The organism is Pseudoalteromonas sp. XMcav2-N (genome assembly GCF_024124545.1).
Classification (GTDB): Bacteria; Pseudomonadota; Gammaproteobacteria; order Enterobacterales; family Alteromonadaceae; genus Pseudoalteromonas.
Genome location: NZ_JAMXSF010000001.1, coordinates 281,800 through 299,655 on the forward strand (window position 1 = coordinate 281,800; position 17,856 = coordinate 299,655).

General features: G+C 47.8%; 17 protein-coding genes. 11 read left to right on the plus strand and 6 right to left on the minus strand.

Annotated features, from left to right (window positions below):
• Window position 1 precedes the first annotated feature (1 nt).
• From NH568_RS00965 to NH568_RS00980, 4 genes are read left to right on the plus strand one after another with little or no spacing between them, the layout of a single operon-like run.
• On the plus strand, window positions 2-979 hold the full coding sequence (locus tag NH568_RS00965) for a PilW family protein (protein WP_253043945.1): 978 nt from the start codon (window positions 2-4) through the stop codon (window positions 977-979).
• Window positions 973-1,467 (plus strand): pilus assembly protein PilX, encoded by a 495-nt coding sequence (locus NH568_RS00970; protein ID WP_253043947.1) that lies wholly within the window; start codon window positions 973-975, stop codon window positions 1,465-1,467. Before NH568_RS00965 ends, NH568_RS00970 begins: the two co-directional genes overlap by 7 nt.
• Window positions 1,464-4,586, plus strand: coding sequence for a PilC/PilY family type IV pilus protein (locus NH568_RS00975; RefSeq protein ID WP_349287998.1), 3,123 nt, complete (start codon window positions 1,464-1,466; stop codon window positions 4,584-4,586). Before NH568_RS00970 ends, NH568_RS00975 begins: the two co-directional genes overlap by 4 nt.
• Window positions 4,573-4,995 carry a type IV pilin protein gene (locus tag NH568_RS00980; RefSeq protein ID WP_253044503.1) on the plus strand — a complete coding sequence of 141 codons (423 nt, stop codon included), beginning with the start codon at window positions 4,573-4,575 and terminating at the stop codon, window positions 4,993-4,995. The genes NH568_RS00975 and NH568_RS00980 overlap by 14 nt, the downstream gene beginning before the upstream one ends.
• Before the next feature lie 235 nt (window positions 4,996-5,230).
• Here the strand turns inward: NH568_RS00980 and NH568_RS00985 are convergent, their stop codons facing one another.
• Window positions 5,231-5,746 (minus strand): GspH/FimT family pseudopilin, encoded by a 516-nt coding sequence (locus tag NH568_RS00985; protein WP_253043950.1) that lies wholly within the window; start codon window positions 5,744-5,746, stop codon window positions 5,231-5,233.
• Window positions 5,747-5,920: 174 nt separating this feature from the next.
• On the minus strand, window positions 5,921-6,460 hold the full coding sequence (locus tag NH568_RS00990) for a GspH/FimT family pseudopilin (protein ID WP_253043953.1): 540 nt from the start codon (window positions 6,458-6,460) through the stop codon (window positions 5,921-5,923).
• A 135-nt stretch (window positions 6,461-6,595) separates the two neighbouring features.
• On the opposite strand from NH568_RS00990, the gene glnB reads away from it, so the two are divergent.
• Complete coding sequence (glnB, locus tag NH568_RS00995) at window positions 6,596-6,934, plus strand: nitrogen regulatory protein P-II (protein WP_010382451.1); 339 nt, start codon at window positions 6,596-6,598, stop codon at window positions 6,932-6,934.
• A gap of 119 nt (window positions 6,935-7,053) precedes the next feature.
• Here glnB and NH568_RS01000 read toward each other — a convergent pair whose 3' ends face one another.
• Complete coding sequence (locus tag NH568_RS01000; RefSeq protein WP_253043955.1) at window positions 7,054-7,821, minus strand: outer membrane protein assembly factor BamD; 768 nt, start codon at window positions 7,819-7,821, stop codon at window positions 7,054-7,056.
• A gap of 121 nt (window positions 7,822-7,942) precedes the next feature.
• Here NH568_RS01000 and rluD point away from each other — a divergent pair, with 121 nt between their 5' ends.
• The 6 genes from rluD (at window position 7,943) to NH568_RS01030 (ending at window position 15,738) form a co-directional block, all read left to right on the plus strand.
• Complete coding sequence (gene rluD / locus NH568_RS01005) at window positions 7,943-8,920, plus strand: 23S rRNA pseudouridine(1911/1915/1917) synthase RluD (RefSeq protein ID WP_253043958.1); 978 nt, start codon at window positions 7,943-7,945, stop codon at window positions 8,918-8,920.
• Window position 8,921: 1 nt separating this feature from the next.
• The gene (pgeF, locus tag NH568_RS01010; RefSeq protein ID WP_253043960.1) at window positions 8,922-9,647 is read left to right on the plus strand and encodes a peptidoglycan editing factor PgeF; all 726 of its coding nucleotides are present in this window, start codon (window positions 8,922-8,924) and stop codon (window positions 9,645-9,647) included.
• Window positions 9,648-9,737: 90 nt separating this feature from the next.
• The gene (gene clpB, locus NH568_RS01015; RefSeq protein WP_253043963.1) at window positions 9,738-12,311 is read left to right on the plus strand and encodes an ATP-dependent chaperone ClpB; all 2,574 of its coding nucleotides are present in this window, start codon (window positions 9,738-9,740) and stop codon (window positions 12,309-12,311) included.
• A gap of 116 nt (window positions 12,312-12,427) precedes the next feature.
• Window positions 12,428-13,363: an NADP-dependent oxidoreductase gene (locus NH568_RS01020; RefSeq protein ID WP_253043965.1), complete on the plus strand. Its 936-nt coding sequence runs from the start codon at window positions 12,428-12,430 to the stop codon at window positions 13,361-13,363.
• Between the two features lie 71 nt (window positions 13,364-13,434).
• A complete protein-coding gene (gene gshA, locus NH568_RS01025) occupies window positions 13,435-15,012 on the plus strand; it encodes a glutamate--cysteine ligase (RefSeq protein WP_253043967.1) in 1,578 nt (525 codons plus the stop codon).
• A 117-nt stretch (window positions 15,013-15,129) separates the two neighbouring features.
• Window positions 15,130-15,738 carry a hypothetical protein gene (locus NH568_RS01030; RefSeq protein ID WP_253043969.1) on the plus strand — a complete coding sequence of 203 codons (609 nt, stop codon included), beginning with the start codon at window positions 15,130-15,132 and terminating at the stop codon, window positions 15,736-15,738.
• Between the two features lie 121 nt (window positions 15,739-15,859).
• On the opposite strand, the gene NH568_RS01035 is transcribed toward NH568_RS01030, so the two are convergent.
• From NH568_RS01035 to NH568_RS01045, 3 genes are all read right to left on the minus strand, one after another.
• Window positions 15,860-16,108, minus strand: coding sequence for a hypothetical protein (locus NH568_RS01035; RefSeq protein ID WP_138549724.1), 249 nt, complete (start codon window positions 16,106-16,108; stop codon window positions 15,860-15,862).
• Between the two features lie 19 nt (window positions 16,109-16,127).
• The gene (locus NH568_RS01040; RefSeq protein WP_253043971.1) at window positions 16,128-16,376 is read right to left on the minus strand and encodes a hypothetical protein; all 249 of its coding nucleotides are present in this window, start codon (window positions 16,374-16,376) and stop codon (window positions 16,128-16,130) included.
• 156 nt (window positions 16,377-16,532) lie between these two features.
• Window positions 16,533-17,816 (minus strand): HlyC/CorC family transporter, encoded by a 1,284-nt coding sequence (locus NH568_RS01045; protein WP_138544442.1) that lies wholly within the window; start codon window positions 17,814-17,816, stop codon window positions 16,533-16,535.
• Window positions 17,817-17,856: the final 40 nt, after the last annotated feature.

Genomic DNA, 17,856 nt, shown 5'->3' on the forward strand with positions numbered 1-17,856 from the left:
AATGGGACGCTCAGGGTTTACGCTGGTAGAGTTACTGATCTCCATGTTTATTGGCGCTTTGTTATTGGGTGGTGTGGTCACAGCTTACGTCAGTATGAAAGTAACAACACGAGATACGATGGCGATTGGCGAGCTTCAGGAAGTTGGCAGGCTGACGCTGACCTTGTTACGCCGAGACCTCGAACAGGTTGGTTTCTGGGGCACCTTTTATGACAAAGGCCTGACGACGGTTAATTCAAACAGCCCTGCGAATCCTACTAACGATTGTTTTGGCGGTCTCAATAATGGTAGTTTTCCTAATGCGGTACAGACGAACTTCCGCTCTATCTACGCGGAGCAAACAAGCGGTGCGGCGTTAGCTTGCATCTCAGGGGCCCGTAACAATACAGAGGTGTTACAGCTTAAGTTTCTGGAAGGCAGGCAAATCACAAATATCAACGATGTTGAAGACAATCGTTACTATTTCATCGCGCAGCAGGAACAGGGCACTTTTGTTGCCGGGGATAGCTTTGCTGGCATGCCGACTAACAACTCCACATTGTGGCCCTACAGTCACCATGTTTACTATATCGCAGAGCAGCAAATTCAGATCAACAGTAAAACCATCACCACGCCAATCCTGATGCGCAGAAGGCTGACAGTGAGTGGGGGCATGACCACCGAAGCAGTGATTGAAGGGGTCGAAGACATTCGCTACCTGTTTGGACTGGACACCAATGGTGACAGCCGGGTAGATACGTATCGTAGTACACAAGATATGACCGCTGGGGATTGGGAACGTTCAGGGGGCATTCTGACCGTGCAGATCATTGCATTGGTCAGGGTACTCGAGGCTGATGTGGGTCTGGAATTGAAAAACCAGACTTATACCCTGGGTAATGACCCTGACAGACGGACTCTGACCTTTAATGACAGTTATCGTCGGACGGTATTTTCGACCACAATTCAACTCTATAATATGGGAATTTCAACATGGTAATGGCGCATAAACAGCAGGGCATGGTGCTGATTGTTTCTATGGTCCTTATTGTGGCCGTATTGAGCGTCGCTGTGACCCTGATGAGTAGTAGCACTATAGATATTAAGGTAACCAATGCCGCGCAAGAGCGCGAAGCCGCTGAAGCGCTGTTGATGGGAGAAGTACAACGTATCATTTCACAAGAAAAAGTACTGTTTGACGCCAGTGTTTTTCATGCCCGCAACGGCCAGTTTGAAAACGACGCGGGAGAGATGGTTGGCCGGGTGATCCGCAATGATGAGGAAATGGAGCTGGAAAGCCTGCAAGCCAACCTCAACAGCGGTCAGCTGCTGCTGGAATGCCCGCGTGTCTTTAATTTTACTGCAGCTGTCGGATGCGTCATTACTGAAGTAGAAAGCACAGTGCAATATGGTGACCAAGCTCAGCATCAGGTGACTGTTGTGATCGGCGTAGCACAGGAAGCGCTCAACATACAGGGGAATCAATGATGTGGTATAGACTATTAGGCTTGCTGAGTTGTATCTGTGTGTTCAGCATCCAGGCCGAGGATATCGAGTTATTTGTTAAACATGACATCTCAAACTCTGAAAAGTCACGTGTGCTGGTTGTCTTTGATACCTCGGGGAGTATGGCGTGGGACGTGAAGGACGGTCAGCGTTGTTATGAATATCGTAGTGGGCGGTTTCGCAGCATTGATTGCTTTGATTCTTCTCAAACCAGTAAACGTTGTTATAAGGTACGCAATGGCTGGTATCAGCAGTCAAATTGTGGCGACAGCCGCTTAAAGGTGGCGCAGGATGCGATTACGACACTGGTAGATGATAACCCGGATTTTGATATTGGCTTAATGCGACTTTATTCCAGTTCAGGCGGGTATGTACTGAATGGCCTGGGTGCCAGTACAACAACGCTAAAAAACAAAATAGCCAACTTGCCTGCCAGTGGCAGTACACCTTTGTCAGAAACCCTCTGGGAAGCTTATCTTTACCTGACTGGTAAACGTGTGCTCTACGGGCAGAATAAAAGTGACCGTGATCGCAGCGTTGAAAGTAATGGTTATTATATTTCACCCTTTAAGCCAGATCCGCTGGCGCCGAAACGTTGCGACACGTCCACCAATATCATTCTCATGACAGATGGCGATCCGACCAGCGACTCAGCACGCAATACGGACATCTACAATAAATATGTGTCTACATTTGGCTCAGTGCCTAGCAGAGTATCCAATAACTACCTTAATTCACTCGCCAAAGTGATGAGAGGAACGCCTGAAACACAGGTCGATCTGTACCCCAGTACGCCGGAAGAGCTGGACTTTGCCCGTACCTATACCATAGGTTTTGGTACGGGGATGTCCAATGCGGGTAAAGCTTTACTTGAGCAAACCGCACTTGATGGTGGCGGTGAATACAAACATGCGAACACGGCCTCTGAGTTGTCCGAAGCATTAAAAGCGACAATCACGAACATTCGCGAAAAGAGTGACAGCTTTTCATCACCTTCTGTATCAACCAGTAGCTCTGATTTGAGTCGTAGTGGAGACTCTATCTATTACACTATGTTTTATCCTGAAACCCATACCCGATGGCGGGGCAACCTGAAAAAGCTCAAAGTGAAAGGGGCCGTGATACATGGTATGGGCAGCAATAGCCATGCCATTGATGAAGAGGGGGTTATTGCGGATAACGTGACCACTTACTGGTCTCAGGCCGGCTCTAAAGACGGTTCAAAAGTTGGGGTCGGTGGCGTTAACTACCAGCTATCGCGACAAACAACGCGTAAACTGTATTCAGATTATGGAAAAGGCACCTTAATGTCTTTCGACTACGCCACCGCGTTGATCGCTGCGGGCGGTAACTTGTCAAAATTGAGTACCATGTTTTCGGTGGATAACGCCGCTCAGGTACCTGATGTGATTAACTGGTCGAGGGGGATTGACGTTAACGATGAAAACAACAATGGCTCGACCACAGACCGACGTGACACCATTTTTGGCGATCCCTTGCATTCCAGGCCTGTGACACTGGATTATGGTAATGGCGATTTGCGAGTGATTGTGGGTACCAATGCCGGGTTCCTTCATATGTTTAAGGACAACGGTGAGACTGTGAAGGAAAGCTGGGCATTTGTTCCCGGGTCCTTACTAGACATACTCAGACCTCAAATGGTGCGCCAGGACGATACCAAGCTTTACGGCATGGACGGTCCGATAACGGTTTACTTCTGGGACAAGAATGACGATGGTAAGGTCGGCAGCGGAGAGCGCGTTTGGCTCATTGCTGGCATGCGCCGCGGTGGTAACGAATACTATGGATTCGATATTACGTCTCCTGATAACCCAAGGCTGTTGTGGGGAGGCCCTATCAAAGGCGGGTCTGCACCCTTTGAACAACTGGCACAAACCTGGTCTAAACCTTTGGTCACCTTTATTAAATCTAAGCCTGATACGCCAGTTGTTATCTTTGGCGCCGGATATGATACCAATAAAGACAATGCGCTTTTTTCTAACGATAGCATCGGCCGGGGTATTTATATTGTTGACATAGAAACGGGTAAGCCATACTGGAGCCTGACTGCGGCCAATGGCTTTACAGGTAAGCACAGTATTGCCGCAGATCTCAGTACCGTAGACTCTGACTATGATGGGTATATTGATCGTATCTATGCAACGGATACTGGTGGGGGCATTTGGCGTGTTGACATGCCCGGGACCAATCCAACCGACAGTGAAACCCCCTGGACTCATTTTAAACTGGCGAGTTTAAGTGGTGGAACAGATAATAATAAGCGTCGCTTTTTTTACCGCCCGGTTGTGGCTCGTACCTATTTTTCTAAGGTATCAACTGAAACGGTAAATGGTCAGACGATCACGATCCGCAGGGATATCCCTTATGAAGGGCTGCTGATTGGCAGTGGTAACCGAGCCAAGCCGACGTCTACCGCTGTGCAGGACTTTCTCTATATGGTCCGGGATGAAAACACCAAAACACAATCATTCAGAGGGGACAATGTACCGGCAACCATCAAATCATCAAACCTTTTGAATGTCACCAATGATCCCTTCTACTCTCGGTTGGATGATTTTGACCGGTTTGTGGAAAAAGAGGTTGAGCTGGGTTTGGCAAGCGGCTGGAAACTGAAACTTGCTGAAGGCGAAAAAGCGATGGCGGCAGCGACCATTGTTGCAGGCGTAGCCTATTACACAACTTTTACGCCTGCCAGTGTTGAGATAAATGAGTGCTCAATTACAGCGGGCAGGGGAAGGTTATATGCGTTACATCTGAACTATGGTATGCAGATGTTGGATCTGAGAAGTTTTCAGACTACCGCAGAAGTGCCGGACACACCCAGAGTACACTTTAGTGAACATACCAATGAGGATGGCAGTACCACCATAAAAGCACAGTTGATCAGTCCTATTGTGACTGAAAGCAGTGACGATGTTATAGATGGCAAGATCCGGCTGGTCGAACCTGAAGCTGCCGCACCATACCGAAAATCAGACGGAACCGTTGGCGGTCCAATCGGCATAAATGACGTACAAATCGAAATGCAAACGCGGTTATTGTACATATACAAAAAAGAAGAGCATGATGAAAAGAACTAATCGTACAGTATTGGGATTCACCCTGATTGAGCTGATGATCACCATCGCAATCCTGGGTATTTTAGCCAGCATCGCCTACCCCAGTTATTCACAGTATGTGAAGCGTGCAGCCAGAGCAGAAGCGGCGACCACTTTACTTGATGCTGCTAATAAACAAGAGCAGTATTTTGTGGATAACCGACAATATGCCAGCACATTAGCTGATCTGGGACTGCAAACTACAACGGAGAACGATTACTTTACCCTGACCATAGCACTGGGTGCCAATCTGAATACCTTTACAATTACAGCCACGGCATCGGGGGGGCCGCTTGAGGACGATCCTGATTGTACCACCTTAACCATCGATAACTTAAATATTCGCGGGAGTACAGGTAATTTCACCGCCGATCAATGCTGGGGGCGATGATCATTACAGCGATGCAGATAAGGTGCTAGCCCTGTTTTTACTTCAACAGCGACACTGTTCGACACTGCGTTCACTGCGCCTGAATGAACCGTTTTGTGCAAAGGTACACAATACTAACCATTTCTAATCACTGGCCAACGAGGGTGCGCGTAACTGAATTGTTAAACCGCGCCGCTACCGACTTCCCCTGCTGGACACATCAAGCGCTGTGGTGCTGCAAGCTTGGTACTCATAGTTAGCGGCATTTTGTCGTTTCTCTGAGTCTGCTTCGGCCAATCACACTGACAGATAAAGCGAGCCCGATAGGATCTCCTCGAAGGCGCCTGGCACAGTACACAAAGGTACCATTACCAAACCCCCTTAAAGTACCTGTATGTTTAAATGTAATCGCTTTTCGGGGGTAGTCTAATGTGTCGCTGGCCGTGATCCCCGACAATACCAGTAGTTTGATATCTCCGTTATCGAACTGAGCGCGATCCTGATAATCGGTGAATACAGTGAGCTCCTTGTGCCACAGGGTGGTGCATTGACCATTAACCAGCGGGCAAATAGTAACAGGCGCATTGTGTGTGATAGCAAGCAATCGCGACAAGGTCAGGTGTCGGTCGATATTCAGCAGCGCAGTTTTGGGTCTGTCCAGTTCCGTCAGCGCATGGATGGCAGGGGCGGAGAGTAGTACCATCACGCCAAACAGCGCCATGCAAATGATCAATTCAAACAGGGTAAACCCTAAGCAGTTCCTTAAAGTCATGAGTATGCATCCGTGCATGAGTCATCTTTTCAGCTTAGATGGAGCGCGTCATATCACAAGGGGTATGAAGAATTATCACAGAAGGAGTTGTTGAGCAGCTGTCTCAGAACTTATTCCATGGCTGTACATGTATCTTGCTCATGATCACACATATAATAACCCAGAGCGAAGCGATTAATTACAGGTGAGCTGGGTATCGCCGCGATAGAGTGCAGAACCCACAACGCTGATCTCTAACTGTTGATTAGCGAAGTTGGTTGCTGAAGGACAATAGACAAAGCTGCTGGCTTGTTGCATTGCTGTACGGCCACTTGAATCGAAGCGCAAACTAGCGCTTGGGAATGAAAGGGCATCGTTTGCTGGTACTCGTTCCATCACACGCAACAGATCATCTGCATCGGCGTTATAAGAACCGTTATTGTTGCGGTCTAGAAATACGGTGATGCGGTTGCTTTGCCAGTCAGTCAGGCAGATAAAATCGCTATTGGTTTCAACCAGCGTTTGGCTTGCCGGGCAAATGACAATGATTTCATCCGTTGCGGTAGCATGGGCTCTGGCAAATGTCACAGTGCGTTTGAGTTCCTGAAGGTAGGTTTCAGAACGGGTGGAACTTGAAATATTTGCCCCAAACGACAACGCAATGGCAGACAACAAGCCCAAAATGGCAATCGTGACAATGAGTTCAATAAGTGTAAATCCAGCAAGTTTTTTCATCGTACACAACCAAAAATAGGAATAACTACTGATTATTATAGTGCGTCTTTTCGTTTATTAATTCAATCGCTTTGTTTGCCTTGTTTTGTTGGATTGTCTAAAATCGACGCATTACCAAAGGGATAAAAATCAATCATGAAAAAGATAGAAGCCATTATAAAACCATTTAAGCTAGATGACGTGCGTGAAGCCTTGTCTGACATCGGTATTACCGGTATGACAGTATGTGAAGTAAAAGGCTTTGGCCGACAAAAAGGGCATACCGAGTTATATCGTGGCGCAGAATATATGGTCGACTTTCTGCCAAAGGTGAAACTGGATATCGTGCTGGCCGAAGAAGATGTGGATCGGGCTATCGATGTCATTTTAAAAACAGCGCAAACCGGCAAAATTGGCGATGGTAAGATCTTTGTCACAGAAGTGGAGCGTGTTGTTCGTATCCGTACGGGTGAAGAGGATGAAGAAGCGATCTAATATCAATTGCACTTAATTAAGCAAATGATGTAGCAGGCAACTGACTTATCAAGAAAAGATATAAAAGCGCCGGGTACTGCAACCAGTCCCGGCGTTTTCGATTGATCAGTGAAGTGCTGTTATTGCTGACGCTGTTGGTTTTGCTCTTTGGCTCTGCGAGCGTTGTCGCTGAGCTCTTCAAGTCCAAGCATTGCGTAGCTCTTTTCCATCATTTCAAGGGCAGGTACCAGATAGCTGCTTTGTGAAAAGTGTTCTACAACATACTTGCCCCGATTGGCTGCGGCAAGATAGGCTTCACGCTCAAAGTAATAGTTGGCGACCTTCAGTTCATAACGTGCCATTTTGTTTAGCAACCAGGCAAGGCGCTTTTTGGCTTCCGGCACATAGGCACTGTCAGGATAATTCTTTACCAGAGTCGATAAGTCCTGAAAAGCAACGCGTGTCCGGCTTGGGTCGCGGTCTGCACGGTCAATACCAAAGTATTCCTGGAAGCCATTCTCATCTGCCTTAATGTTGATCAGGCCCCGCATGTAGTACATGTAGTCGAGGTTTTTATGGTTGGGATTAAGGCGTAAAAAGCGATCTACTGTCGCTAAAGCCTGTTCTGTGTTCCCTGTTTGATAAAAGGCATATACCAAGTCCATTTGTACCTGATGAGAGTAAGGGCCAAATGGATAGCGTGAGTTGATGGCACTCAGTAGTTCAATCGCACGGGCATATAGGCCAGAGTCGAGTGTTTGTTTGGCGTCTTCGTACAATGCCTGCACAGATTTATTTGGTACGCGTTCGATTTCTTCTTGTTCTGGGGCGGATGAGCAGGCTGCTAATCCCAATACAGATGCGCTCAATACGATTGCAAAAGCGCGTTTTCCCAACGTCTTTATCATTTTATTTTACTACCTTCGTTATCAGGCTAGGCCAAGTCGGCAAAACCGAGTAAACTATGCATTTATGCGATTCTAACCCAGTCGAGCATGGCTTGCACTGGTATTTTAGGTAAAGTTACACATGTCTGAGCAAATTTCTCTACAAGCCGATGTGCCAGTGGAACTGGGCGGTAAACGTCTAGACCAGATTTTGGCGCAATTGTTCCCCGATTTTTCACGTTCCAGAATAAAAACTTGGATCCTTGACGAAAAAGTCACCGTCAACGGTGATGTACTGGCGATCCCTAAGGAAAAACTGCTGGGTGGTGAAGTGGTTGCGGTGGAAACGCAAATTGAGGCTGAACGGGAGTACGAAGCGCAGGACATCGCGTTAGATATTGTTTATGAAGATGACGACATCCTAGTGATCAATAAGCCAATGGGTCTGGTTGTACATCCTGGTGCTGGCAACCCCAACGGTACCGTGCTGAATGCATTGTTACATCACCACCCCGAGATCATTAACGTCCCACGTGCGGGCATAGTGCACCGTCTTGATAAAGACACCACGGGATTGATGGTGGTGGCCAAGACCATAGTTGCGCAAACACATCTGGTGAAAAACCTTCAGGCACGTGAAAACTTTACCCGTGAGTATGAAGCGATATGTAATGGCACCATGACCGCCGGTGGCATGATAGAAAAGCCCATTGGTCGCCATGCCACTAAACGTACCCACATGGCAATCCATGAAATGGGTAAACCGGCGATTACGCATTACCGGGTTGCGGAAAAATTCCGCGCACACACGCGCTTGCGGTTACGCCTTGAAACTGGCCGTACCCACCAGATCCGTGTGCATATGGCTTATCTCAAGCATCCTCTGGTGGGGGATCAGCTTTATGGTGGTCGTCCCTGTCCGCCACGCAATGCATCTCCAGAGTTTCTTGATACGCTTCGGGGCTTTAAACGTCAGGCACTGCATGCGGTAAAATTGCGTATCGCACATCCTGTCAGTGGTGAGGTCATGACCTGGGAAGCGCCGATCCCAGAAGATATGCAGGAGCTCACCGCGGCACTGCGTGAAGATAGCAAACAGAACCCACAGATAGATTACTAATATGATCTATCCAGATTGGCCGTTACAGGGGGTCGTTGGCGCCCTGTCTACCACAAGGCAGGGAGGCGTATCTGCGTCCCCTTTTGATGGTTTCAATCTGGCCTATCATGTCGGCGACGCGCCGCAGGCCGTCGCACAGAACAGGGCACGGTTGCAGGCTGAGGTCTCGTTGCCAATCGTCTGGCTGGAGCAAGTACACGGTAACACTGTCATCGATGCTGATGATGAGTATGATATTGCTTCACTTCCTCAGGCTGATGCCATTTTTACCCGTTCTTCTCAATTTGCTTTGGCAATCATGACTGCCGACTGTTTACCTGTGCTGGTTGCCAGTGAAGACGGTCTGGAAATAGCGGCGGTTCATTGTGGCTGGCGGCCATTGGTGGCAGGGATTCTTGCTAAGACTCTGGCGCATTTTAAAACGCCTGCGAGTCAATTACATGTCTGGTTAGGGCCTGCTATTGGTCCTCAGGCTTTTGAAGTAGGCAAAGAGGTCGTTGATCAGTTTGTCGCACTCAGCTGGGTACACAGCCAGGCGTTCGTGCGCCAGAAAAACGGTCAGTATCTGGCTGATATTTACCTTCTTGCCAGACAGCAACTGAGTGAACTGGGTGTCACTGCTGTGTCTGAGCACGCACACTGTACGGTTGCTCATCCTCAATATTATTTTTCTTATCGCAGAGATAGACGCTGCGGTCGAATGGCCAGTTTGATTTGGCGCAAATAAATCTCGCTCTTTTGCTTTACACACCTTGATCAAACTCGCTGTGATACCCATTTTATAGGTAATTAAGTTATTTATAAGGTTATTTAGGGTATGCGAATAGATAGGTTTACCAGTAAATTTCAAGCTGCGCTGTCCGATGCGCAGTCACTCGCATTAGGGCGGGATCATCAGTTTATTGAACCTGTACATTTAATGTACTCTTTGTTGCAGCAAAGCGGCTCCAGCGTCCGTGCTTTGTTCGCTCAGGCCGGGGTCAGTGCCGATGAGCTGAACACGAAACTCTCTCAGGCCATAGAAAAGCTGTTCAAGGTTGAGGGGGTCGGCGGTGATGTACAACTGTCAAATAACCTCATTTCACTAATCAATTTATGTGACAAGTATGCTCAGAAACGCAAAGACAAATACATCTCCAGTGAGCTGTTTGTGTTTGCGGCATGCGAAGATAAAGGCCCGCTGGGCGATATCTTCCGCTCGTTGAATATCACTCAGGACAAAATTGAAAAAGCCATTAAAGCCATTCGCGGTGGCCAAAAGGTGGATGACCCGAATGCTGAAGATACCCGTCAGGCACTGGAGAAATACACGATAGATCTGACTGAGCGTGCCGAGCAGGGCAAGCTGGATCCGGTGATTGGTCGTGACGATGAAATTCGCCGAACCGTGCAGGTTTTGCAGCGTCGAACCAAGAATAACCCTGTGTTGATCGGTGAGCCCGGCGTTGGTAAAACAGCCATTGTAGAGGGCCTGGCACAGCGTATCATCAATGGTGAAGTACCTGAGGGTCTTAAAGACAAGCGTGTACTATCGCTTGATCTTGGGGCACTGGTAGCTGGTGCAAAATACCGCGGAGAATTTGAGGAACGCCTCAAGTCTGTACTGAATGAATTGGCCAAAGAAGAAGGCCGGGTGATCCTCTTTATTGATGAGATCCATACTATGGTGGGCGCTGGCAAGACAGATGGCGCCATGGATGCGGGCAATATGCTCAAGCCAGCGCTGGCACGCGGCGAGTTGCATTGTGTGGGGGCAACAACCCTGGATGAGTATCGCCAGTACATTGAAAAAGACGCTGCGCTGGAGCGACGTTTCCAGAAAGTCTTTGTGGCAGAGCCAAGTGTCGAAGACACCATTGCGATTTTGCGAGGGCTAAAAGAGCGCTATGAATTGCATCACTCTGTTGATATTACCGATCCGGCCATTGTCGCTGCGGCACACTTGTCACATCGTTATATCAGCGACAGGCAGTTGCCGGATAAGGCCATTGATCTTATCGATGAGGCCGGCTCTTCCATTCGTTTGCAAATAGACTCTAAGCCGGAACAGCTGGACAAGCTGGAGCGTCGCATTATTCAGCTAAAACTGGAAGACAATGCACTGGCCAAGGAAAAAGATGAAGCCAGCCAGAAGCGCCGCACTGAAATGCAGACTCTGATCCAGCAGTTGGAATCTGAGTATCGTGAACTCGATGAAGTATGGAATGCAGAGAAGGCCTCATTGCAGGGTACGCAGGTCATCAAGGCGGAGCTGGAACAGGCCCGTCTGGATCTGGATGTGGCACGCCGGGCAAGCGACTTGCAGCGTATGTCAGAGCTGCAATATGGTCGAATTCCGGAGTTGGAGCGCAAACTGGATTTAGCTTCTCAGGCTGAGATGCAGGAAATGAGTCTGCTGAAAAACCAGGTTGGTGAAGATGAAATCGCGGAAATTTTGTCGCGCTGGACAGGGATCCCGGTGGCAAAAATGCTTCAGGGCGAGCGAGACAAACTGCTGCAGATGGAAGATGAGTTACACAGAAAGGTCATTGGTCAGGATGAGGCCGTCAGTGCGGTGGCCAATGCCATCCGCCGCTCGCGCGCGGGCCTGGCCGATCCTAACCGGCCGATTGGCTCGTTTTTGTTCTTAGGTCCAACTGGGGTAGGTAAAACTGAGCTGACCAAAGCGTTAGCAGGCTTTATGTTTGACACGGAAGATGCCATGGTGCGCATTGATATGTCTGAGTTTATGGAAAAACACTCGGTAGCACGTCTGGTGGGGGCACCCCCAGGGTATGTGGGGTATGAAGAGGGGGGTTATCTGACCGAAGCGGTCCGCCGTCGCCCTTACTCCGTGATTTTGCTCGATGAAGTGGAAAAAGCGCACCCTGACGTGTTTAATATTTTACTTCAGGTACTCGACGACGGGCGTCTGACGGATGGCCAGGGTCGCACTGTTGATTTTAAAAACGCGGTGATCATTATGACCTCGAATCTGGGCTCAGATGTTATTCAGGAGCAAGCAGGCAGCAATGATTATGCTGTCCTGAAGCAACGTGTCATGGATGTATTGGTGACGCAATTCAGACCTGAATTTATCAACCGTATCGACGAAACGGTCGTCTTCCATCCGCTGATCAATGAGCACATTAAGCAAATTGCGGACATTCAGCTGTCAAAGCTGCGCCAGCGTTTGCATGACAAAGGGTTTGGCTTTGAGCTCACTGAGGCTGCGCTGGATAAGATTGCGGCCAGTGGTTTCGATCCTGTCTACGGTGCGCGACCACTCAAACGTGCGGTCCAGCATCATATTGAAAATCCGCTGGCACAGCAGCTACTGCAGGGGGATTTTGACGTTGGTGACGTGATTAAGGTGGATGTTGTTGAAGGCGACATCGTTTTCACGCGTTAACTCCTTCATCGGGCGGCAATATGCTGTCCGTATCTGTTTAAATTCAGCGTGCTGAGGTTGGGGGTTTTGTTGTGATATGTTAGAGTTCATTATCGCCACATAAACACGCATCTTCCATGGAAAAGCTCTTTCGCCAGTATGGCATTTTTCAATTTGGTGGCAGCACTGAACTGTGTGCTCAGGACTTGCCACTGACATCACCTAGCGATCAGCAGGTGCTGATCAAAGTTATTTCAACGTCAGTCAATCCCATCGATATTAAAACACGCAACGGCCTTGGTTATGTTGCACAAGGTAAAGCGCCCAATGCGTTTTTGCCTCTGGGCTATGACGTATTGGGCGAAGTCGTACAAACCGGTAACCATGTAAGCGGGCTTGAGCCGGGAGATAAGGTGATTGGCATGGCTGGCTTTGCCAGTCATCCCGGGAGTTATGCCAGCCATGTTTATTGCAACGCTGATGAATTAATTAAAGTCGAACAGAATGTGAAAACCAGTTTGGCCGGTCTGTGTCTGGCAGGGTTGACTGCATGGCAGGCGCTGGCCGATTTTAATCCTGAGCACGCGCCTGTGTATGTCAATGCAGCAACCGGAGGGGTTGGTCACCTGTTACTGCAAATCGCCAGATTACGCGGATTTGATGTGGTCCCTGTCAGTCGGCGCACTGAGCATCAGGTATTCAGCACATTGGACTTTGAGGCCATCACGTTGGACGCGTATTTGTCACAGCCTCGTAAGGGCCTCTTGATTGATTTAGTCGGAGGAAAGCTTGGGCAAAGTATGACGCAAAACCTGCTTGCTGGCTCTGAACTCGTCACTGTTCCCACGGTAACAAAAGATCAGGTGTTAGCAGTTGCTCACCAACAGGGTGTGACGGGACGTGGACTATTGGTTGAAGCAAACCAGGCACATTTGGCATGTTTGTATGAAGCCGTATGTACAGAGCAGTTGCAGGTATTGGTTGATCAGCAATTTAAATTAAGCGACATTCAGCGGGCGCATGAGTATGTTGAACAAGGTGCGCATTTTGGCAAAGTGATCATTACCGCTTGAGTATTCGTAATTTGCCCCAATTGACAGTAGCATTGTGTATTACTGAGCACCGGGCCTCGAGGTATTAGTTTTTGAAACAGTTAAATTTACAAGGCAAGTTAGAAGCGCTTGCGACATCGGCACATCGTAGCGCCTTGCGTGGCATTAAACGTGGGATTGAACGAGAAGCGCTGAGAATTAAGTCATCCGGAGAGATAGCAAAAACCCCTCACCCTCAAGGGGCTGGTCATGCGTTGACACATGGTGCGATCACAACTGATTTCTCCGAGTCTCTCCTGGAGTTTATTACCCCGGTCAGCGAATCACCAGAGGAAACGCTATCTCAGCTGAGGGACTTGCAAAAATATACCCTGAGTCATATGGGTGATGAACTCTTGTGGCCAATGAGTATGCCGTGTTTTATCCAGCATGAAGACGACATTACGCTGGCACAGTTTGGTCAGTCAAATATTGGTCAAATGAAAACCTTATATCGGGAAGGCTTAAAAAACCGCTATGGCAGTATGATGCAGGCTATTGCGGGAGTACACTTTAACATATCGTTCCCTGATTCTTTGTGGCAGAGCCTGCAGACACTGGCAGAGGATACGCAACCTTCACAAGACTTTATTTCTGACCAGTATTTGGGCCTCATCAGAAATTTTAAACGTGAATTGTGGCTGATCAGTTACTTGTTTGGCGCTTCTCCTGCTCTGTGTCATTCTTTTTTGCAAGGCAAGAGCAGTGAATTACCGTTTAAACAGCTGGGACAGGGGACACTCTACCTGGAGTATGGCACGGCATTACGTTTGGGAGATCTGGGTTACACCAACAGTGCTCAGTCATCACTGCGTGTTACCTACAACAGCCTGGATGAGTATGTCGCGGGGCTGCAAAAGGCCATTCGTAGTCAATCTGATCTGTATCAACATATTCCGGACTATCAACACGATGCGCCGAAACAGCTCAATAAGAACATTCTCCAGATAGAAAACGAATTCTATTCGCCTATCCGGCCTAAGCGCAATGGTCGTGCAGGAGAAACCCCAACTCAGGCGCTTAGCCGAGGTGGTATTGAGTATGTTGAGATTCGGGCTCTGGATGTTAATCCATTCAGTGAGACAGGGATTGATCTTGAACAAATCCTGTTTTTGGATGTATTCCTTACTTATTGCCTGTTGAAAGAGTCGCCTGCACTAAGCTGGGAAGAGCAAAAAGTCTGTGATCTAAATTTACAACAGGTCATCAATGAAGGACGTAATCCTGATGTGACTCTCAAGCGGGAAACAGAAGCTTGTTCTTTACAGCAATGGGGCCAGGACATTTTTGAGCAATTGCATCGGGTTGCAGCTTTGCTGGATGAAGCGCATGGTGCTGAGCGCTACATGCCTGTGATAACTAAGCTCAGTGAGTGGGTAAGTCAGCCTGAGTTAACTATATCCGGACGTATTGTTGAACAACTAACCCGCCAGGCTCAGGATAGCGGAAAACTGGCTTTGTCACTGGCACAGCAGTACAAACACTATCACGTGTCAGACGACTATCATGTATTTCAGCAAGCCGATCTGGATACAATGAGTGCGCAATCATTTGCGGATGAACGAGACGTTGTTGCAAAAGACAGTGCCACGTTTAACGAATTTTTGCGTGACTACTTTTCCAGAGCATAAAAAAAGCGCAGCCAGTAGGCTGCGCAAATAAATATCAGGGATGAAACAATGCTAAACTGCTGCATTCAGAGAGTAAGACCGGCACAATTTTGAAAAGTTCAACGAGTTCATAAAAAAATGAGAAAAAAAATAATTTTATTACCTTTGTTGGCTGCATTAACTGGCTGCGCGACTGCACCTCCGAAGCAACCGAATGATATTTGTAAAATTTTTCAAGAAAAGGAGGACTGGTACTTTGATGCAAAAGATGCCCAAGAAAAGTGGGGATCGCCAAAACACGTATTAATGAGCATGATGTACCAGGAAAGTTCGTTCAGACATGACGCCGCGCCTCCAATGGAGTACTTTTTATGGGTTATCCCCATTGGTCGTGCCAGTAGTGCCTATGGCTACTCACAGGCAAAAACACCAACATGGAGTGATTACATTCGCGAAACGGGTAACTCAGGTGCAGACAGAGATGATTTCGAAGATGCCATAGATTTCATGGGGTGGTTTGTCTACAAGACCCATAAAATCAACGGTGTGTCCAAATGGGATGCCTATGCACAATACCTCAACTATCACGAAGGTTGGGGCGGCTACCGACGGGGTACCTATAAGAAGAAGCAGTGGCTGATGAAAGTAGCCAATAAAGTGAAGCATCGTGCCTCGCGTTATGGTGCTCAGCTTAAGCGATGTGAGGCCGACCTGGATAAGAACTGGTTTGAGCGATTATTCTCCTAACGTTACGCTATTTAAGCTCCTTCCTTAAAAATGTGCAGCAGATAACTCACCTGCTGCACCGTGCTCAATGTTTAGCAATAGCATTGGGCAGAATTGCAATTCCTGTTATTTCCTTGTCGAATTAGCAGGTAGTGTTGCGTGAAAATCGACAATCCCAGGTGTCACACTCATTATGGATAGAGGGCAGGCAGTTGTAGGATTGGGCGCAGTTCAGTGTTGTACAGGTGTAGCTGGTGCGCGTATCCCAGTCACTTGGACAATTTGAAGTAGGTGGTACACCACCTGCGATTTTACCAGTCATTTTGACTGGTAACACTGAGTTGTCGGCTGAGAGTGTTTTTACTTTTTTCTTATTTAGCTTAAGTTTCATATTAATTCCTTTATTGATATTAGCATCCGTTTCTGGAGAAACGGCAATCCCAAGACAAAGGGCAATCACCGACAATAGTGTGCGGTAGCGGGCAAGTGTAGGTTTCGCATTGAGTTGATACACAACCGCCGCTGGTCCAGCGATCCCAGTCACTTGGACATTCTAGTGTCACTAAACCACCGGCAACCTGACGTGTCATTTTCCCGGGTAGCACTGCGCTGTCAGAAGACAAGGCTTTCACGCTTTTTTTGTTCAATTTTAACTTCATTTGTATTTCCTTGTTTATTTTGAATATGCCCATAGGTTGGGCTGACTTAGTTAACAATAATGAAATTAATTTGTACAGAATATGGGCAAAGTTTTAATGGGGAGTTGGTGAGTTTTTTGTAACTAAAAATAAAAAGCCGCGTAACGCGGCTTTTTATTAGTGTGATTTGGCAGGTTTTTTCTTTTTATTGGGGTAAACCTTGACCACTTTAATCATATTTTCCTTTATTTCGACCACTTCCATGGGGTAGCCCGCTATTTTCAGGCCCAACTGTGTCTGTGGAATATCCTCAAGATATTCAACAATCAGTCCGCTGAGGGTTTTTGGACCTTCCGTAGGCAGGTGCCAACGCATTTCTTTGTTCAGGTCACGTACGTTCGCGCCACCATCAACCATAACAGAGCCATCATTTTGAACGTCTACCTCGTCGCTCGGGGCTGGTGTTTTGGTTGTGGTAAAGTCGCCGACTACTTCTTCAAGGATGTCTTCCAGTGTCACCAGGCCCTGGATATCTCCATATTCGTCGACCACCAGACCGATACGCTCTTTGTTTTGCTGGAACTTTAAAAGTTGCGTGTTCAGTGAGGTGCTTTCCGGAATATAGTAAATTTCTCGCACCGCTCGCAGCAGAGAAGGCTTGTCAAACTGCTCTTTGGTCAGCAGACGCAAAGCATCGCGTGAATGGATAAAGCCCACGGCGTCATCTATCTGGTCGCGATATAGCAACACTCGGGTATGCTGAGCGTTGGTGAGCTGTTTAGAGATCACTTTCCAGTCGTCGTTGATATCAATTGCATTGATCTCACTGCGTGGGATCATAATGTCTTCAACCGTCACATGATCTAAATCCAATATGGAGGTCATCATATCTTGGTGATTGGTTGGCAACATAGCGCCAGATTCATTGAGGACAGTTTTGAGCTCTTCTTTACTCAAGCTGTGTTCTTCTATCTGCTCCGGTGATACGCCAATCAGTTTCAACATGCCGTTGGTGATCCAGTTCACAGTCACAACCACAGGGAAGAGTATTTTTAACAGGAGTTTCAGAATCACAGAGCTGGGAAACGCGATTTTTTCTGGGTACAGTGCCGCCAATGTTTTCGGTGTGACTTCTGCAAAGATCAAGATGACCAAGGTCAGAGCAAAGGTAGCAACCACAATACCTGCATCACCCAGTAAGCGCATACCCAACACGGTAGCAACCGCTGAAGCGGCAATGTTAACCAGGTTATTTCCGATTAAGATCAGACCAATTAAACGGTCGGGGCGTTTTAAAAGTTCGTCTACGCGCTGTGCCGACTTGTGTTTTTCTTTTACCAAGTGACGCAATCGGTAGCGATTGATAGACATGATCCCGGTTTCCGAACTGGAAAAGTAGCCCGAGAGCAGAACAAGCACGCCAAGAATAATAAACAAGGCGCTGGTTGATATGTCGTCCAACAGAGGATCCCTTTTTTGCTTACGAAAGAGTATTAAGCGT

Bases quoted from the DNA above. Each gene is read 5' to 3' on its own strand.
- NH568_RS00965 (WP_253043945.1), top strand. From the start codon at position 2: ATGGGACGCTCAGGGTTTACGCTGGTAGAGTTACTGATCTCCATGTTT.
- NH568_RS00980 (WP_253044503.1), top strand. From the start codon at position 4,573: ATGAAAAGAACTAATCGTACAGTATTGGGATTCACCCTGATTGAGCTG.
- glnB (WP_010382451.1), top strand. From the start codon at position 6,596: ATGAAAAAGATAGAAGCCATTATAAAACCATTTAAGCTAGATGACGTG.
- NH568_RS00970 (WP_253043947.1), top strand. From the start codon at position 973: ATGGTAATGGCGCATAAACAGCAGGGCATGGTGCTGATTGTTTCTATG.
- NH568_RS00990 (WP_253043953.1), bottom strand. From the start codon at position 6,460: ATGAAAAAACTTGCTGGATTTACACTTATTGAACTCATTGTCACGATT.
- NH568_RS00985 (WP_253043950.1), bottom strand. From the start codon at position 5,746: ATGACTTTAAGGAACTGCTTAGGGTTTACCCTGTTTGAATTGATCATT.
- NH568_RS01000 (WP_253043955.1), bottom strand. From the start codon at position 7,821: ATGATAAAGACGTTGGGAAAACGCGCTTTTGCAATCGTATTGAGCGCA.
- NH568_RS00975 (WP_349287998.1), top strand. From the start codon at position 1,464: ATGATGTGGTATAGACTATTAGGCTTGCTGAGTTGTATCTGTGTGTTC.
- rluD (WP_253043958.1), top strand. From the start codon at position 7,943: ATGTCTGAGCAAATTTCTCTACAAGCCGATGTGCCAGTGGAACTGGGC.
- pgeF (WP_253043960.1), top strand. From the start codon at position 8,922: ATGATCTATCCAGATTGGCCGTTACAGGGGGTCGTTGGCGCCCTGTCT.
- NH568_RS01030 (WP_253043969.1), top strand. From the start codon at position 15,130: ATGAGAAAAAAAATAATTTTATTACCTTTGTTGGCTGCATTAACTGGC.
- clpB (WP_253043963.1), top strand. From the start codon at position 9,738: ATGCGAATAGATAGGTTTACCAGTAAATTTCAAGCTGCGCTGTCCGAT.
- NH568_RS01020 (WP_253043965.1), top strand. From the start codon at position 12,428: ATGGAAAAGCTCTTTCGCCAGTATGGCATTTTTCAATTTGGTGGCAGC.
- NH568_RS01040 (WP_253043971.1), bottom strand. From the start codon at position 16,376: ATGAAGTTAAAATTGAACAAAAAAAGCGTGAAAGCCTTGTCTTCTGAC.
- NH568_RS01035 (WP_138549724.1), bottom strand. From the start codon at position 16,108: ATGAAACTTAAGCTAAATAAGAAAAAAGTAAAAACACTCTCAGCCGAC.